Below are 14,970 nucleotides of genomic sequence, written 5' to 3'. Positions count from 1 at the left end.
GCCGTCAGCGCTTCGGCAACACCACGTTGGCGGGCGTTCCCGCCGCGAAGGCCTCGATATTGCCGATCAGCTGGTCGGCCAGGGCCTGGATGGCTTCGGCGCTGGCCCAGGCCACGTGGGGCGTGAGGATGAAGTCCGGCCGGTCCAGCAGCGCCATGAAGGGGTGGTCTGCCGGCGGCGGCTCGGCGCTGGCCACGTCGAAGGCCGCGCCCCCGATCCGGCCGGCCGCAAGGGCCGGGCCCACGGCGCTTTCGTCCACCAGACCGCCGCGGGCGGTGTTGACGAGCAGCGGGCGGCGCGCGGCCATCAGCGCGAACTCCGGCGCGCCGATCATGTGGCGGGTGCCCGCGTTCAGCGGGCAGTGCAGGGTCAGCACGTCGGACTGCCGCAGCGTTTCCTCGAACGGGGTGTAGAGCGACCCCTGGCCCGTGCGGCCCTTGTGCGCCGACATCAGCACGCGCATGCCCAGCGCCCGGCCCATGGCGGCCACCGCGCGGCCCAGCGCGCCGTCGCCGATCACGCCCAGCGTGGAGCCGGCCAGGTCGCGGATGGGATGGTCGAAGAAGCAGAACTGCCCCGCTGCCTGCCAGCGCCCGGCGCGCACCGCGTCGCGGTAGGCGCAGATGCTGCGCCGCAGCGCGAAGATCAGTGCGAAGGTGTGCTCCGGCACGGTGTGCGTGGCGTAGTTGCGCACGTTGCTGACCACGATGCCGCGCGCCGCGCAGGCGGCCAGGTCGATGTTGTCGGTGCCCGTGGCGGCCACGGCGACCAGGCGCAGCCGCGGCGCCTGCTCCAGCGCCTCGGCGGTGATGCGCACCTTGTTGACGATGGCCACGTCGGCATCGCGCAGGCGTTCCGCCACCTCGGCGGGGGCCGTGCGCGGGTATTCCGTCCAGGTGTGCTCGAAGGCCGGGCGGCGCACGGCCGTCTGCGGCGAGATCGTTTCGCGGTCGAGGAAGACGATGTTCAGGCCCGTCATCATCGCTGCGCTCCTTCCTGCCCGGCAGCCGCCTCTTCGCCGGCCAGCAGGCGGCGCGCTTCGCCCGCCACGGCTTCGGCCGTGATGCCGAAGCGCCGGTAGAGCGCATCGGCCGGGCCGGAGGCGCCGAAGCCCGCCATGCCCACGAAGCCGCCGCGCTCGCCCAGGTAGGCGTCCCAGCCCATGCGGCAGGCGGCTTCGACCGCCACGCGCACGCTGCCCGGGGCGCCCAGCACCTGCCGGCGGTAGGCGGGCGGCTGCTGGTCGAACAGCTCCCAGCAGGGCAGGGAGGCCACGGCCGTGCCGGTGCCCTGCCGCTCCAGCAGCTCGCGCGCCGCCAGGGCCAGCGCCACTTCGGAGCCGGTGGCCAGCAGCGTGACCTGGCGCGGCCCGCAGGCGGCCTCGCGCAGCAGGTAGCCGCCGCGCGCGCTCAGGTTCTCTTCCGTGTGCCGGTCGCGCACCAGCGGCAGGGTCTGGCGCGCGAACACCATGCTGACCGGACCGCCGGCATGCGCGAGTGCCGCTGCCCAGCATTCGGCCGCTTCCACCGCATCGGCCGGCCGCATCACCCACATGTCGGGCATGGCGCGCAGCGAGGCCAGGATCTCCACCGGCTGGTGCGTGGGGCCGTTCCTGCCGACGCCGATGGAGTCGTGGCTGAACACGAACTTGACCGGCAGGCCCATCAGGGCAGCCATGCGCATGGCGGGGCGCTCGTAGTCGGAAAAGGCCAGGTAGGTCACCGACAGCGGCAGGATGCCGCCGTGCGCGGCCATGCCGTTGGCCATGGCGCCCATCAGGTGTTCGCGCACGCCGCAATGCACGTAGGCGCCGGAGCGGTCCTCGGCGGTGAAGGCCGCCAGGCCCCGCTTGTGGCCGGTGGGTGCCTCCAGGTCGGCGCAGCCCACCATGCGCTCGGGCAGCAGCGGGGCGAGCCGGTCGTTGATGTCGGCCGAGATCAGGATGCCGCCCGTCTCCTGCTGCGCTGCCAGAGCCTGCCGCTTGTAGTCCAGCAGCACCTGCTGCCAGCCGGCGGGCAGCTCGCCGTTCATGGTGCGCATGAACTCCGCGCGGTCGGCGGCCGGCAGGCCGTCCAGCCGGCGCTGCCATTCCGCGTGCTGCGCCGCGCCGCGCTGCCCGGCGGTGCGCCAGGCCTGCAGGATGTCCGCCGGGATCTCGAACGGGCCGTGCGGCCAGTCCAGCAACTGGCGGGCGGCCTGGGCGTCTTCGCCGTAAAGCCGGGCGCTGTGGCCGCCGCGCTGGCCCTGCAGGCGCGGGATGCCTTTGGCGATGGTGGTGCGGCAGGCGATGAGCGAGGGCCGCCCGTCGGCGCGGGCCCGGGCCAGCGCGGCGGAGACGGCATCGATGTCGTGGCCGTCCACCTCCTCCACATGCCACCGGGCGACGCGGAAGCGCTCGGCCACGTCTTCGCTGATCGACAGCGCGGTGCTGCCGTCGTCGGTGATGCGGTTGTCGTCCCAGAGCAGCACCAGCTTGCCCAGGCGCAGGTGGCCGGCCAGCGAGACCATTTCCTGGCCTATGCCTTCCTGCAGGCAGCCGTCGCCGACGAAGGCATAGGTGAAGTGGTCCACCAGCCCGCGGCCGAAGCGGGCGTTGAGGTAGGCCTCGGCCACGGCCATGCCGAAGGCGTTGGCGATGCCCTGGCCCAGCGGGCCGGTGGTGACCTCGATGCCGTGCGCCACGCAGCGCTCCGGATGGCCCTCGCAATGCGAGCCCAGTTCGCGGAAGCTGCGGATCTGGTCCAGCGTGATGTGCGGGTTGCCGCTCAGGTGCAGCAGGGCGTAGAGCAGCATCGACCCGTGGCCGTTGGACAGGACCACGCGGTCGCGGTCCCACCAGCCGGGCGCGGCGGCGTCGATCTTCAGGTGCTGCGTGTAGAGGGCGGTGGCGATCTCCGCCATGCCCAGGGGCACGCCCTGGTGGCCTTCGCCCGCGCGGACGATGGCGTCGATGGAAAGAAAACGGATGGCATGGGCCAGCGGCTGTAGCGGGTGTGCGCTCATGGTGGTCGTGCGCGCGCAGCCCGGCCGGGGCCGGCACGCCCTGTCTCCTGTCGTTGTGTGTGATGGGCCAGGCGCGATTCTTCGGCGCGCCGCTGGTTGACTACAAGCGACGTTTTTTCAGTGGTGCATGAATCGCGTTCATCCAGCAACCGCCGCGGCCGGGGTGCCCGGGCGGGCCTCCTCGCGGATCCAGTCCAGGAACTTGCCCACTTCCGGCCGTGCCGCGTGGCGTGCTGGATAGACCAGGAAATGCGCCTGCACCTCCAGGCTCATCTCGTCGCCGAACACCGGCTGCAGCCGCCCGCTGGCGATGTGTGCCTGGCCCAGCGTGGCGCTTTCCAGCGCCACGCCCAGGGACTGCACGGCGGCGTCCAGGCTCATCATGGCCCGGTCGAACTTCAGCGCGATGCGGTCCGGGCGCTGGTCGGGCTCGAAGCGCGCGAACCATTCGGGCCATTGCGCCACGTTCACCATGGACTGGATCAGCGGCGCCTCCAGCAGATCCGTCGGCGTGCGCAGCGCGTGCCGGCGGATGAATTCGGGGCTGGCGAGCGGCATCACCTTTTCCGAGAACACGGGCTCGACCTCCAGGTTCGGCCAGGCCGGCAGGCCGTAGCGGATGTCCAGATCGACCAGGCCCAGCTGGAAGTCCGAATGCAAGTGGGAGGCCGACAACACCAGGGAGATACCCGGATGGCGCTGCGCGAAGCGGGCGATGCGCGGCATCAGCCACAGGGACGCGAAGCTGGGGCTGCAATGCAGGTAGAGGGTGTCCTGCACGCCGTGGCGCAGGCCCTCGGTGGCCGTGTTGAGCACGCCCAGCGCATTGCCCACGCGCTGCAGATAGCTCTGCCCGGCGGGGGTGAGCGCCACGCCCCGCGAGGAGCGCTCCAGCAGGCGCACGCCCAGCAGGTTTTCCAGCTTGGCCAGCTGGTGGCTGATGGCCGAGGGCGTGAGATGCAGTTCATGGGCCGCCAGCTGGAAGCTGCGGCGGCGGGCGACGGCCTCGAAGGCCTGCAGGGCGCTGAGCGGTGGAATCACGGCGGATGAAGGGCATTCACTTGTTGCGGCGCAACATGAATGAATTTGAATTGGCGATGAGTTTATATCGTTTGAATCAGCTGCCGGGTGCGTCCCAGAATCCGCCCACTTTCAACGCAGTCCAACGACACACAAGGAGACACAGCATGCTGCTCAAGGACAAAGTGGCCGTCATCACCGGCGGCGCAGGGATCAACGGACTGGGCTTTTGCACTGCCCGGATGATGGCGGAGCAGGGCGCCCGGGTCGTCATCCTCGATCTGGAACAGGCCGACCCGCAGGCCGCCGCCGCGCGGCTGGGCGAGGAGCATCTGGGCCTGGTAGCCAACGTGACCGACAAGGCGTCGTGCGAGGCCGCCGCCGCTGCGGTCCTGGCACGCTGGGGCCGCATCGACATCCTCGTCAACAACGCCGGGGTGACGCAGCCCGTCAAGTTCCTGGACATCACGGGCGCCGACTACGACCGCATCCTGGACGTGAGCCTGCGCGGCACGCTCTACGCCTCGCAGGCCGTGCTGCCGACCATGCTGGCGCAAAAGAGCGGCTCCATAGTCTGCATCTCGTCGGTCTCCGCGCAGCGCGGCGGCGGCATCCTGGGCGGGCCGCACTACTCGGCCGCCAAGGCCGGCGTGCTGGGCCTGGCCCGTGCCATGGCGCGCGAATACGGCGGCAGCAACATCCGCGTGAACTGCGTGACGCCGGGGCTCATCGCCACCGACATCAACAAGGGAAAGATTCCCGAGGACAAGCGCCAGGGCATCCTGGACGGCATCCCGCTGGCGCGCATCGGCGAGCCCGCCGACGTCGGCGGCTGCGTGGTGTTCCTCGCCAGCGACCTTGCCAAGTACTGCACCGGCGTCACGCTCGACGTCAACGGCGGCATGTTGATCCATTGACCGCCTGCGGGAGCCTTCCCGCGCCACGCCTGCCAGAGATCCACAAGGCCGCAAAGGCCGACGACAAGACCTATTCCACAGGAGACAAGACCATGGCATCCATCCGCATCCTCCGCCGTACCCTGCTGGCCGCCGCGCTGGCGGCCGGCGCCTCGCTCGCCACGGCGCAGCAGCCCGTCAAGCTCACGCTGGCCCACGGCAATCCGCCGGACAACCCGCGCCATCTGGCCGCCGTCAAGTTCGCCGATCTGGTGAAGGCCAAGACCAATGGCCGGGTGGAGATCCAGGTGGCCCACTCGGCGCAGCTGGGCGACGATGCGGCCATGGTCACGGCCCTGCGCTCCGGCACGCTGGATTTCTCCGCCAACAGCCAGGGCGCGGTGGCGGCGGTGGTGCCCGAGTTCGCGGCCCTGGGCATGCCCTTCCTCTTCGCCGACGTGCAGAAGGCCTGGAGCGTGATGGACGGCCCCATCGGCAAGGAACTGGCCGACAAGGCCGCCGCCAAGGGCATGGTGCTGCTGGGCCTGTGGGACAACGGCGTGCGCCACGTGACCAACAGCAAGCGTCCCGTCAAGCTGCCTGCCGACATGAAGGGCCTGAAGATGCGCACGCCGCCCGATGCGGTGACGATGGACATCATGCAGGCGCTGGGCGCCGATCCGCAGCAGATCAAGTTTTCCGAGCTGTACGTGGCGCTGCAGCAGGGCGTGGTGGACGGGCAGGAGAACCCGCTCACCAACATCGCCTCGGCCAAGCTCTACGAGGTGCAGAAGTACCTTGCGCTCACCGGCCACAAGTACGAGAGCACGCCCTTCCTGATGAGCCGGCGCACCTGGGACCGCATGGCCCCGGCCGACCGGCAGGCGGTGATGGAAGCGGCCGCGGAGGCGACCCAGATGCAGCGCCAGATGAACAAGGAGATCGACGACAAGCTGGTCGCTGACCTCAAGGCCAAGGGCATGCAGGTGGACACCGTGGACCGCGCCGCCTTCGTGGAAGCCGTCAAGCCCGTCTATGCGAAGTGGAGCACCGGCCCGATCGGCGCCTTCGTCACCCAGGTGCAGCAGGCCGCCCGCTGAACGATCCATCGCCGCGCGCCGGAACGCTCCGGCGTGCCAAGGAGTTGTCCATGAATCCTCTTCTCCGCGCGGTGGACGCCGCCATCACCTGGTGGTGCCATGCCGTGCTGTATCTCACCCTGTCCGTGGTGTTCCTGATCCTGAGCATCAACGTGGTGCTGCGCTACCTGGCCGGCACCAGCCTGACCTTCGCAGCCGAGCTGCCCGAGCTGATGTTCCCCTGGATGATCATGGCCGGCGTGGTGCTGGCCGCCCAGCACGGCTCGCACATCGCCGTGGTGCTGCTCACGCAGCGGCTGGGCGCCGCGCGCCGCTGGGTGCTGGCCGCCGGCTCGCTGGTGGTGGCGGCGCTGTACCTGGGCCTGGCCTGGGCCGCCTGGCCGGTGTTCGAGATCGCCGCCGACGAGCGCACGCCCATCATGCAGGTGCCGGGCTCGGTCAGCGTGGGCAGCCTGCTGCTGGGCTTCGTGCTGCTGGCCGTGGTCACCCTGTGCCGGCTGCCGCAGATCGTGCGGGGCGAGCTGCCCGCCAGCACCGTGGGAGCCGACGCATGACCTTCCTCATCATCGGCCTCTTCATCGTCGCCGCGCTGGCCTCGGTCCCGATCGCGCACGCGCTGGTGCTGGCCTCCGTGGGCGGCCTGCTCATCATCGACCGCGTTCCCGTCCATCTGGCGGTGGAGCAGATGATCACGCAGACGCAGAGCTTCCCGCTGATCGCCATTCCCTTCTTCATGATGACGGGCGCGCTCATGGTCAGCGGCCGGCTGGGCCAGAGCCTGGTCAACCTGCTGTCCATGATGATCGGCCGCGTGCACGGCGGACCGGCCCAGGTGGGCGTGCTGTCGTCCACCATCTTCGGCGGGGTTTCCGGCTCGGCCGTGGCCGATGCCTCGGCCATCGGCTCCATGCTGATCCCCTGGCTCAAGAAGCTGGGCTACCCGGCGCCCTTCGCGGCGGGCACGCTGGCCGCGGCGGCCACCATCGACATCCTGATCCCGCCCTCGATCCCGATGATCGTCTATGCGCTGGTGTCGGGCGCCTCGATCGGCGCGCTGTTCGTCGCCGGCATCCTGCCCGGGCTGCTGATGTGCGGCGGCTTCATGGCCGTGTGCTACGTGCAGGGGCGGCGCCGCAACTTCCCGCGCGACACCACGCCCTTCGAATGGCCCGCCTTCTGGAAGCAGCTGCTGCACGCCGGCCCGGCGCTCGCCATGCCGGTGCTGATCATCATCTTCCTGCGCTTCGGCATCGCCACGCCGACCGAGGTGAGCGTGATGTCCACGCTGTATGCGCTGGTGGTGTCGTGCGTGGTGTACCGCGACCTGACGCTGGCCAAGCTCAAGCATGCGGCGGTGGAGGCCGGCATCTCCACCGGCGTGGTGCTGCTGATCATCATGGCCTCCAGCGTGGTGGGCTGGATCGTCACCTACGAGCAGCTGCCCGCCGCCTTCACGCAGTACGCCAAGGAGACGCTGCAGTCGCCCTGGCTGATCATCCTGGCGATGAACCTGATCATGCTCGCCACGGGCATGTTCATCGACCTGCCGGCCGCCGTGCTGCTGCTCACGCCCATGTTCGTGCCGCTGGCTTCCGCCGTGGGCATGGACACCATCCAGCTGGGAATCATGATGATCGTGAACCTCTCCATCGGGCTCTACCACCCGCCCATCGGCACCACCTTGTTCATCACCAGCTCGATCGCCAAGGTGCGCATCGGCGACGTGGTCAAGGAGCTGATCCCCTTCTACGTGGTCGCGCTGCTGCTGCTGCTGGGCTTCGCCTATCTGCCGTGGCTGACCCTGCGCTGACCCTGATTCCACCCACCGGAGAGACGAATCCATGAGCAAGCTCGAACACATCGCCCAGGCCGCGTGGCGCATCCGCCGCTTCGCGGTGCGCATGGGCGAGGTCCAGGGCCAGGGCTACGTCGGCCAGGCCCTGGGCTACGCCGACGTGCTGGCCACCGCCTACGCCCACGCCCTGCAGCTGCGTCCCGAAGACCCCGAATGGGACGGGCGCGACCGCTTCCTGCTGTCCCACGGCCACTATGCGATCGCTTTCTACGCGGCGCTGATCGAGGCCGGCATCATTCCCGAATCGGAGCTGGAGACCTACGGCAGCGACGACAGCCGGCTGCCCATGTCGGGCATGGCCAGCTACACGCCGGGCATGGAGATGTCCGGCGGCTCGCTGGGCCAGGGCCTGCCCATTGCGGTGGGCATGGCGCTGGGGCTGCGCCACCGCGGCAACCCGGCCTTCGTCTACAACTCCATGTCCGACGGCGAGCTGGACGAAGGCTCGACCTGGGAGGCCGCCCTGTCGGCCGCCCACCACGGCCTGGGCAACCTGATCTGCCTGGTGGACATCAACAACCAGCAGGCCGACGGCCCTTCCGGCAAGGTGCTGGGCTTCGAGCCGCTGGCGGACAAGTGGGCCGCCTTCGGCTGGCACGTGCAGCGGGTGGACGGCAACCACCTGCCCGCCGTGGTGCGCGCCTTCGACACGGCGCGCAGCCTGGCCGAGCCGCGGCCGCGCGTGATCCTGTGCGACACCCTCATGGGCTGCGGCGTGCCCTTCCTGGAAGCGCGCGACAAGAACCATTTCATCCGCGTGGATCCGCCCGAATGGCAGCAGGCGCTGGACGTGCTGGACGCCAACCGGCCCTGAGCGATGGAGACCAAGACGATGAACACCGCAACGCAGACGAAGCCCCGGCTGACCACCTCGGCCATGATCGCCTCCATCGCCGACGAGGGCCAGCGCGTCAGGGCCGCGCCTTTCGGCAAGGCGCTGGTCGAATACGCCGCGCAGCACCCGGAGGTCGTGGGCATGACGGCCGACCTGGCCAAGTACACCGACCTGCACCTCTTCGCCCAGGCCTATCCGGAGCGCTTCTTCCAGATGGGCATGGCCGAGCAATTGCTCATGGGCGCGGCCGGCGGCATGGCCAAGGTGGGCCTGGTGCCCTTCGCCACCACCTATGCCGTGTTCGGCACGCGGCGCGCCTACGACTTCATCCACCAGGTGATCGCCGAAGAGCACCTGAACGTGAAGATCTGCTGCGCGCTGCCGGGCCTGACCACCGGCTACGGCCCCAGCCACCAGGCCACCGAAGACCTGGCCATGATGCGCGCCATTCCCGGCCTGACCGTGGTCGATCCGTGCGATGCGCTGGACATCGAGCAGGCCGTGCCGCAGATCGCCGCGCACCCCGGCCCGGTGTACATGCGCCTGCTGCGCGGCAGCGTGCCGCTGGTGCTGGACGAATACGAGGGCTACCGCTTCGAGCTGGGCAAGGCGAAGCTGCTGCGCGACGGCGCCGAGGTGCTGGTGATCTCCAGCGGCCTGCTGACCATGCGCGCCCTGGAGGCCGCCAGGCAACTGGCCGGCGACAAGGTGGGCGTGGCCGTGCTGCACTGCCCCACCATCAAGCCGCTGGACGCCGCCGCCATCCTGGAGCAGGTGCGCCGCCCGGGCCGGCTGGTGGTGGTGGCCGAGAACCACACCCATGTCGGCGGGCTGGGCGAGGCCGTGGCCGGCCTGCTGCTGCAGGAAGGCGTGGCGCCGGCACGCTTCCGCATGCTGGCCCTGCCCGACGCCTTCCTCGATGCCGGCGCGCTGCCCACGCTGCACGACCGCTACGGCATCTCGACGGCCAAGGTCGTGGAGTCCATCCGCCGATGGCTGGACTGAGCGGGCCGGCGCTGGCCGGGGCCCTGCAGGCGCCGCGCGGCTTCCTGGAGGCATTGTTCCTCGCCGCCGTGCGGCGCGCGCAGCCGGGCCAGGGCATGGCCGCGCTGCTGCCGCCTCCGCCGCGCGGGCGCACGCTGGTGCTGGGCGGCGGCAAGGCCGGCGGCGCCATGGTGCATGCGCTGGAGGCGCTGTGGCCGGCCGATGCGCCGCTCTCCGGCCTGGTCGCCACGCGCTACGGCCATGTGCCGCCCCGGCCTGCGGGCCTGCCCGCCCGGGTGGAGATCGTGGAAGCCGCCCATCCCGTGCCCGATGCCGCCGGGCTGCGGGCGGCCGAACGCATGCTGGCCCTGGCGCAGGGCCTCACGGCCGACGACCTGGTCATCTGCCTGATCTCGGGCGGCGGCTCGGCCCTGCTCACGCTGCCGGCCGAAGGCCTGACGCTCAAGGACAAGCAGGCCATCCACCGTGCGCTGCTGGCGAGCGGCGCCACCATCTCCGAGATGAACTGCGTGCGCAAGCACCTCTCCCGCATCAAGGGCGGACGGCTGGCCGTGGCCTGCGCGCCGGCGCCGGTCGTCACCCTGGCGATCAGCGACGTGCCGGGCGACGAGCTTTCCGCCATCGCCAGCGGCCCGACGGTGGCCGATGCCGGCACCTGCGCCGATGCGCTCGCCATCGCCGGCCGCTACCGCATCCCGCTGCCCGCGCCCGTGCGGCAGGCCCTGGAGGCCGGCCGCTGGGAAACCCCCAAGCCCGGCGATGCGCGGCTGGCCGGCCATGCCGTGCATCTGCTGGCCACGCCCTGGCAGTCGCTGCAGGCCGCCGCGCAGGCGGCGCACGATGCCGGGCTGGCCGTGCACCTGCTGGGCGATGCGATCGAGGGCGAGTCGCGCGAGATCGGCCGCATGCACGGCGCCATGGCCCGCGCCATCGCCCAGGGCCGCAGCAGCCTGCAGCGGCCCTGCGTGCTGCTGAGCGGCGGCGAGACCACGGTCACCGTCGGCGCCGTGCCCGCGGCGGGCCCGCAGGGGCGCGGCGGCCGCGCGGGCGAGTTCTGCATGGGCGTGGCCGAGGCGCTGCAGGGCCAGCCGGGCGTCTGGGCCCTGGCGGCCGACACCGACGGCATCGACGGCGTGGAGGACAACGCGGGCGCCTTCGTGGCGCCCGACACCCTGGAGCGCGCGCGGGCCCTGGGCCTGGCCCTGCCGGACCACCAGCAGCGCCACGACGCCTACGGCTTCTTCGGCGCGCTGGGCGATCTGGTCGTGACCGGCCCCACGCACACCAACGTGAACGACTTCCGCGCGCTGCTCGTAGCCTGAGAACGTGAACACGTTCTGAGCGGCCCTGGCGCGGCCCGCCCGCTCAGATGCTCACGCGCTCAGCGCCTGCTCCACGATCCAGTCATGCACCGCCTGCACCCGCCGGTCGTCCAGCGCGCCGGCCGGGGTGCCGCCCTTGGATAGTCCAAGCTATCCACTGCGCACCGTGCCTTCCATCCCACCCACACCGCTGCCCGACCCCTGGGAGATGGTCAGCCCGTTCTTATGCCCGACCCCTAGAATTAATTCAACTGGAGGCAATCTCGATGGCATTCGTTTTTTCCGGGGCGGCACGCCTCTACACGCGCACCGGGCTGGTGACGCGGATCCTCATCGGCATGGCGCTGGGCGTGCTGCTGGCCCTGCTGGCGCCGGGCGTGGCCGAGTCCGCCGGCCTGCTGGGCGACCTCTTCATCGCGGGCCTGAAGGCGGTGGCGCCGGTGCTGGTGCTCGTGCTGGTGGCGGCGGCCATCGCCGGCCACCAGGCGGGGCAGCCCACGCATATCCGGCCCATCATCGGGCTCTACATCCTCAGCACGCTGGGCGCGGCGATGGTGGCCGTGGCTGCGAGCTTCATGTTCCCCACCACGCTGGTGCTCGATGCGCCGCCGGTGGGCGGCGAGCCGCCCGGCAGCATCCTGGGCGTGCTGCGCAACCTGCTGCTGAGCGCGGTGCAGAACCCGGTCAAGGCGCTGATGGAGGCCAACTTCATCGGCATCCTGGCCTGGGCGATCGGCCTGGGCGTGATGCTGCGCCATGCCAGCGAGAGCACGCGCCGCATGCTGTTCGACCTGTCCGACGCGATCTCCGGCCTGATCAAGCTGGTGATCTCGTTCGCCCCGCTGGGCATCTTCGGCCTGGTGGCGGCCACGCTGGCGCAGTCGGGCCTGGGCGCGCTGGCGGCCTATGGCCAGCTGCTGCTGGTCATCGTGGGCTGCATGCTGTTCGTCGCGCTGGTGATGAACCCGCTGATCGTCTTCTGGAAGCTGCGCCGCAACCCGTATCCGCTGGTCTTCACCTGCCTGCGCGAAAGCGGCATCACCGCCTTCTTCACGCGCAGCTCGGCGGCCAACATCCCCATCAACCTGGAGCTGTGCCGCAAGCTGGGCCTGCACGAGGACACCTACGCCATCTCCATCCCGCTGGGCGCGACCATCAACATGGCGGGCGCCGCGGTCACCATCACCGTGATGACGCTGGCGGCCACGAACACGCTGGGCATCCAGGTCGATCTGCTCACCGCGCTGCTGCTGTGCATCGTGTCCTCGCTGGCAGCGGCCGGCGTCTCGGGCGTGGCCGGCGGTTCGCTGCTGCTCATTCCCATGGCCACCAGCCTGTTCGGCATTTCCGCCGACGTGGCCATGCAGGTGGTGGCCATCGGCTTCGTGATCAGCGTGGTGCAGGACTCGGCCGAGACGGCGCTCAATTCCTCCACCGACGTGCTGCTGACCGCCGCCGGCTGCCCTGGCGACGTGCAGCTGCCCGGGCAGGGCTCCGGCGCGGTGCGCGCCTGAGGCGACCGGAGGATGCGGCGGGCGCCGGGCCGCGGCGTGAGCGCTACATCCGGAAGAACGCCACGGCTTCGCCCAGCCTGTCGGCCTGCTGCTTCAGGCTGTGGGTGGCCGCGGCGCTCTGCTCGGCCATGGCGGCGTTCTGCTGGGTGGAACCGTCCAGATGCGCGACGGCCTGGGAGATCTCCTCGATGCCCGAGGACTGCTGTGCCAGCGTGGACGAGATGGCGCCGATCAGCTGCTGCACCTGATCCACCCGGGATTCGATCTGCTGCACAGCGCTCACCGCATCGTCCACCAGCTGCGAGCCCGCGCCGACCTTCTCGACGCTCGCGCCGATCAGCGTCTTGATCTCGCGCGCAGAGGCGGCGGCCCGTCCTGCCAGCGTGCGCACCTCGCTGGCCACCACCGCGAACCCGCGTCCCTGCTCTCCGGCCCGTGCGGCCTCGACCGCGGCGTTCAGGGCCAGGATGTTGGTCTGGAAGGCGATGGAGTCGATCACACCGACGATGTTGGCGATGCTGCCCGAGTCGTTGGCGATGGCCTTCATGGTTTCCATCGTGCGCGCCATGACCTCCGCGCCCTGGCGTGCCGCGTCGTTGGCCTCGCGGGCCACCTGGGTCGCGGACGCCGCGGTATCGGCGTTCTGCCGCACCGCCTCCACCATCTCCGTCATGGCCGATGAGGCCTGCTGCAGGCGGCTGGCCTGCTCTTCGGTGCGGTGGCTCAGGTCGGTGCTGCCGCTGGCGATTTCGCTGCTGCCGGACACCACGGCCTGGCTGGCGTCGGTCACCCGCGCGACCACGTCCCTGAACGTGCTCTGCATGGTGCGCAGCGCGGACAGCAGCTCGCCCACCTCGTGGGCCTGGCCGCGGTCATCGCTGCCGCCGATGCGCACCGACAGATCGCCCTGGGCCAGGGTCTGCGCCACGTCCCGCGCGTTTTCCAGCGGGCCGAGCACGGCGGCTGCCATGCGCCAGAGGCTCAGGCCCAGCAGGGCCAGGCAGATCGCTGTCAGCACGCGCACGGCGACGCCCACGAAGTTCACGGCGGAGGAGACTTCCTTGGCGAAATCGTCGCCGTAGCGGATGAGCTCCACGAGGTCCGGCTGCAGGGCCTTCGCCAGCGCCGGAGAGAGTTGGGCCGAAGGGTCCGCCTCCAGCCTGGCGATCATGGCGCCCACGCGCCGGATGCTGTCGCGGGGCAGGTCGATCACCGCGCCGAAGCCCATGAGGCGGAACGCGACGAGCTCGAAGCCGAAGAGTTCCGTGTCCACATGGCCGGAGATCCATTGCGAATGGTTCAACGCCTTGAGGACGGGCGCCTTGTCCAGCGCAGCCCCTGCCGCCGCGTGCTCCAGGTCCCTGTCCAGGTGCAGCAGGTTCACCGCGTACTCGCGCTCCAGGTAATGGAACTTCGCTCCCTTGCCCATCAGGCGCAAGCCGTAGAACGACGTGACCGCGGACACGAGCAGCACGATCGCGAGGAGTTTCAGCCATTGGCGTATGGAGCGTTTTTGCATGGCGTGGGAGGGGCGTGGGATTTGTTTGCTTTTGTACGAATTTGTATCCACCCTGGATCACTCGGGCATCAGGGAATTTCCGGGGCACGCACGCATCAGCGTGCCTCCTGGAAATCGTGAACACCATCTCACCCGGCCGACATCCCCCCGTCCACGCTGTAGCGCCCGCCCGTGCAGAACACGCTGTCGTCGCTGGCGAGGAACAGCGCGGTGCGCGCCACTTCCTCCGGCAGGCCATAGCGCCCGGCCGGAATGGCGGCCGAGAACTGCGCCTTGGCCGCCGTGCCGGCGCCGGGCGCAGCGCCTTCCTCGATGGATCGCATCATGCGTGTCTCGATGGGCGAGGGGTGGATGGTGTTGATGCGCACGCCGGAGCCGCCGGCCTCCAGCACGGCCGAGCGCATCAGGCCCACCAGCGCATGCTTGCTCGTCACATAGGCCGACAGGCCGGCGAAGCCTTTCAGGCCGGCGATGGAGGAGGTGATGACGATGCTGCCCCCGCCCTGCTTCTGCATGATGGGCATGGCGTGCTTGAGGCCCAGGTAGACGCCGCGCACGTTCACCGCCATCACGCGGTCGAAGGCGTCCATGGGGTAGTCGGCGATGGGTGCGATCCGGCCCTCGGTGCCGGCGTTGCAGAACAGCGCGTCGATGCGGCCGTGCCGCTCCAGCGCTGCCTGCAGATAGGCCCGGGTCTGCGCCTCGTCGCTCACGTCGGCCGCCACGGCGCTGGCCGCGCCGCTGGCGAGCTGCGCCAGCGCGGCGTCCAGCGCCTCCTGCTGCAGATCGACCAGCACGACCTGGGCGCCTTCGCTGATGAACAGCCGGGCGCTGGCCAGGCCGATGCCGCCCGCGCCGCCGGTGATGACGACGCATTTGCCTTGCAGTCTTTTCGACATGG

At 70.4% G+C, this 14,970-nt stretch carries 13 protein-coding genes; 8 read left to right on the top strand and 5 right to left on the bottom strand.

The window, feature by feature from the left end:
• Positions 1 to 4 precede the first annotated feature (4 nt).
• The 3 genes from T336_RS0112995 to T336_RS0112985 form a co-directional block, all read right to left on the bottom strand.
• On the bottom strand, positions 5 to 982 hold the full coding sequence (locus tag T336_RS0112995; RefSeq protein WP_404821586.1) for a D-2-hydroxyacid dehydrogenase: 978 nt from the start codon (positions 980 to 982) through the stop codon (positions 5 to 7).
• Positions 979 to 3,003 carry a transketolase family protein gene (locus T336_RS25150; protein ID WP_035225937.1) on the bottom strand — a complete coding sequence of 675 codons (2,025 nt, stop codon included), beginning with the start codon at positions 3,001 to 3,003 and terminating at the stop codon, positions 979 to 981. The genes T336_RS0112995 and T336_RS25150 overlap by 4 nt, the downstream gene beginning before the upstream one ends.
• A 138-nt stretch (positions 3,004 to 3,141) precedes the next feature.
• Positions 3,142 to 4,044 carry a LysR substrate-binding domain-containing protein gene (locus T336_RS0112985; protein WP_026432876.1) on the bottom strand — a complete coding sequence of 301 codons (903 nt, stop codon included), beginning with the start codon at positions 4,042 to 4,044 and terminating at the stop codon, positions 3,142 to 3,144.
• 146 nt (positions 4,045 to 4,190) lie between these two features.
• Here T336_RS0112985 and T336_RS0112980 point away from each other — a divergent pair, with 146 nt between their 5' ends.
• The 8 genes from T336_RS0112980 (at position 4,191) to sstT (ending at position 12,550) form a co-directional block, all read left to right on the top strand.
• The gene (locus tag T336_RS0112980; RefSeq protein WP_026432875.1) at positions 4,191 to 4,940 is read left to right on the top strand and encodes an SDR family NAD(P)-dependent oxidoreductase; all 750 of its coding nucleotides are present in this window, start codon (positions 4,191 to 4,193) and stop codon (positions 4,938 to 4,940) included.
• A 92-nt stretch (positions 4,941 to 5,032) separates the two neighbouring features.
• Positions 5,033 to 6,019, top strand: coding sequence for a TRAP transporter substrate-binding protein (locus T336_RS0112975; RefSeq protein WP_026432874.1), 987 nt, complete (start codon positions 5,033 to 5,035; stop codon positions 6,017 to 6,019).
• 50 nt (positions 6,020 to 6,069) lie between these two features.
• A complete protein-coding gene (locus T336_RS0112970) occupies positions 6,070 to 6,573 on the top strand; it encodes a TRAP transporter small permease (RefSeq protein WP_026432873.1) in 504 nt (167 codons plus the stop codon).
• Entirely contained in the window at positions 6,570 to 7,829 is a 1,260-nt protein-coding gene (locus T336_RS0112965; protein ID WP_026432872.1) for a TRAP transporter large permease, read from the top strand. Before T336_RS0112970 ends, T336_RS0112965 begins: the two co-directional genes overlap by 4 nt.
• A gap of 31 nt (positions 7,830 to 7,860) precedes the next feature.
• The gene (locus T336_RS0112960) at positions 7,861 to 8,688 is read left to right on the top strand and encodes a transketolase (protein ID WP_019702649.1); all 828 of its coding nucleotides are present in this window, start codon (positions 7,861 to 7,863) and stop codon (positions 8,686 to 8,688) included.
• 18 nt (positions 8,689 to 8,706) lie between these two features.
• Positions 8,707 to 9,714, top strand: a complete 1,008-nt coding sequence (locus T336_RS0112955; protein ID WP_026432871.1) for a transketolase family protein — start codon at positions 8,707 to 8,709, stop codon at positions 9,712 to 9,714.
• A complete protein-coding gene (locus T336_RS0112950; RefSeq protein ID WP_051647188.1) occupies positions 9,702 to 11,036 on the top strand; it encodes a glycerate kinase type-2 family protein in 1,335 nt (444 codons plus the stop codon). Before T336_RS0112955 ends, T336_RS0112950 begins: the two co-directional genes overlap by 13 nt.
• Before the next feature lie 266 nt (positions 11,037 to 11,302).
• Positions 11,303 to 12,550, top strand: coding sequence for a serine/threonine transporter SstT (sstT, locus tag T336_RS0112945; RefSeq protein ID WP_026432869.1), 1,248 nt, complete (start codon positions 11,303 to 11,305; stop codon positions 12,548 to 12,550).
• Positions 12,551 to 12,593: 43 nt separating this feature from the next.
• Here sstT and T336_RS25145 read toward each other — a convergent pair whose 3' ends face one another.
• Positions 12,594 to 14,069, bottom strand: a complete 1,476-nt coding sequence (locus tag T336_RS25145) for a methyl-accepting chemotaxis protein (RefSeq protein ID WP_051647186.1) — start codon at positions 14,067 to 14,069, stop codon at positions 12,594 to 12,596.
• Between the two features lie 128 nt (positions 14,070 to 14,197).
• A complete protein-coding gene (locus T336_RS0112935; protein WP_035225933.1) occupies positions 14,198 to 14,968 on the bottom strand; it encodes an SDR family NAD(P)-dependent oxidoreductase in 771 nt (256 codons plus the stop codon).
• Positions 14,969 to 14,970 lie beyond the last annotated feature (2 nt).

The sequence above is a fragment of the Paracidovorax oryzae ATCC 19882 genome, assembly GCF_000687165.1.
Taxonomy (GTDB): Bacteria; Pseudomonadota; Gammaproteobacteria; order Burkholderiales; family Burkholderiaceae_C; genus Paracidovorax; species Paracidovorax oryzae.
The sequence above is the reverse complement of the archived record's forward strand: the minus strand, read 5'-3'. Positions and strand labels throughout refer to the sequence as shown.

Excerpts from the sequence above, each read along its gene's own strand:
- T336_RS0112995 (WP_404821586.1), bottom strand. The coding sequence starts at position 982 with ATGATGACGGGCCTGAACATCGTCTTCCTCGACCGCGAAACGATCTCG.
- T336_RS25150 (WP_035225937.1), bottom strand. The coding sequence starts at position 3,003 with ATGAGCGCACACCCGCTACAGCCGCTGGCCCATGCCATCCGTTTTCTT.
- T336_RS0112980 (WP_026432875.1), top strand. The coding sequence starts at position 4,191 with ATGCTGCTCAAGGACAAAGTGGCCGTCATCACCGGCGGCGCAGGGATC.
- T336_RS0112975 (WP_026432874.1), top strand. The coding sequence starts at position 5,033 with ATGGCATCCATCCGCATCCTCCGCCGTACCCTGCTGGCCGCCGCGCTG.
- T336_RS0112970 (WP_026432873.1), top strand. The coding sequence starts at position 6,070 with ATGAATCCTCTTCTCCGCGCGGTGGACGCCGCCATCACCTGGTGGTGC.
- T336_RS0112965 (WP_026432872.1), top strand. The coding sequence starts at position 6,570 with ATGACCTTCCTCATCATCGGCCTCTTCATCGTCGCCGCGCTGGCCTCG.
- T336_RS0112960 (WP_019702649.1), top strand. The coding sequence starts at position 7,861 with ATGAGCAAGCTCGAACACATCGCCCAGGCCGCGTGGCGCATCCGCCGC.
- T336_RS0112955 (WP_026432871.1), top strand. The coding sequence starts at position 8,707 with ATGAACACCGCAACGCAGACGAAGCCCCGGCTGACCACCTCGGCCATG.
- T336_RS0112950 (WP_051647188.1), top strand. The coding sequence starts at position 9,702 with ATGGCTGGACTGAGCGGGCCGGCGCTGGCCGGGGCCCTGCAGGCGCCG.
- sstT (WP_026432869.1), top strand. The coding sequence starts at position 11,303 with ATGGCATTCGTTTTTTCCGGGGCGGCACGCCTCTACACGCGCACCGGG.
- T336_RS25145 (WP_051647186.1), bottom strand. The coding sequence starts at position 14,069 with ATGCAAAAACGCTCCATACGCCAATGGCTGAAACTCCTCGCGATCGTG.
- T336_RS0112935 (WP_035225933.1), bottom strand. The coding sequence starts at position 14,968 with ATGTCGAAAAGACTGCAAGGCAAATGCGTCGTCATCACCGGCGGCGCG.